At 35.9% G+C, this 1,046-nt stretch carries 2 protein-coding genes; one reads left to right on the top strand and one right to left on the bottom strand.

Annotation, left to right across the window (positions count from 1 at the left end; translation table 11 throughout):
* Positions 1–219, top strand: a 219-nt coding sequence (locus tag AACS98_RS22045; RefSeq protein WP_232317207.1) for a hypothetical protein, incomplete at its 5' end; no start/stop codon positions are given.
* Here AACS98_RS22045 and AACS98_RS22040 read toward each other — a convergent pair.
* Positions 216–1,046, bottom strand: an 831-nt coding sequence (locus AACS98_RS22040; RefSeq protein ID WP_066384127.1) for a hypothetical protein, incomplete at its 5' end; no start/stop codon positions are given. The genes AACS98_RS22045 and AACS98_RS22040 overlap by 4 nt on opposite strands.

The following is a 1,046-nucleotide window of genomic DNA, read 5'->3' as shown; positions in this document are numbered from 1 at the left end:
GCAACATTTCTCAACAAACTAGAAAATTTAATTGAGATACTAATATTCATTGGCTTATTTATTGCGGCAGTGATTAAATTTGATGAAGATATAGCACAAGCGTTGTTTTATATAGTGATGGCAGTAATAATTTCCCCATTGTCTAAAATTGAAAAGGGGGTAAAGCGACCATTATTAATAGTGGGATTTGCTGGTGGAGTGTTGCTAGGATATTTCTAATCTCCTAATTCTGGTTCATCATGCTTGTGTTGTTTATGGTGAAGTTGAGTTTGATTATTAGTTAAAACTGTCCGTTGATAAACTTGAATAAATCCGTGAATTTCTTGTGGCTGTAAATTATTTTCTAAAACTCTAAAATCACGATGATTTTCATCATTGTAAGCACTAAAGGCTTTTTTGGGTTGGCTGTGTTTACGATGGACGCTAAGGAATTGAGTACCTTCTTGTATTAAAAAGTGCAAAGTGTATTTAGCACTTTCGTAAGTGCGGGAGTTATCGTCTTTTGATTGCCCTTTAGAAGCAATCAATCCCATGATGGCAGGAATAAAGTATTTCTTAGTAGTTTCATCTTCCTCTGGGGAACGAATGTAACGTTGAGCAGGTTGAATATTTTGAACTTCCAAAACAGGTTGAGATGAAGTCTGTTCAATGACAGCAGGAATATTTTGAGCATCTAAAGCAGACAGAGATTCTGTACGTTCAAGTTTAGATAGTTGTATGGGCAAGAATTGCGATTTCTTCTCGGCAATCAGTCTTTCAATTCGTGTTGATGCGTTTGGTTCTGGGGATTGAGTATTTAATTTAGATTCAAATTTATGGAGATATTCAAGATAGTATTTATGTTTGAGATTGCGTCTAAATTCTTCGATATTGTGAGTAGGGTGAGATTTGGATAGAAGTTTCCTCAGTTCTTCCTGATGTTCTTGGGGATTTTGGTTGTTGTCTACTAATACGGGTTGGTCTTTGGCTTGCTGCATGATTAATGACAGCCTGTAAGCCATCATGTTGTTAGAAATGCCGCTACCAGTGTTAATGGAATTGATTTT

The sequence above is a fragment of the Anabaena sp. CA = ATCC 33047 genome, assembly GCF_963870205.1.
GTDB lineage: Bacteria > Cyanobacteriota > Cyanobacteriia > Cyanobacteriales > Nostocaceae > Trichormus.
The sequence above is the reverse complement of the archived record's forward strand: the minus strand, read 5'-3'. Positions and strand labels throughout refer to the sequence as shown.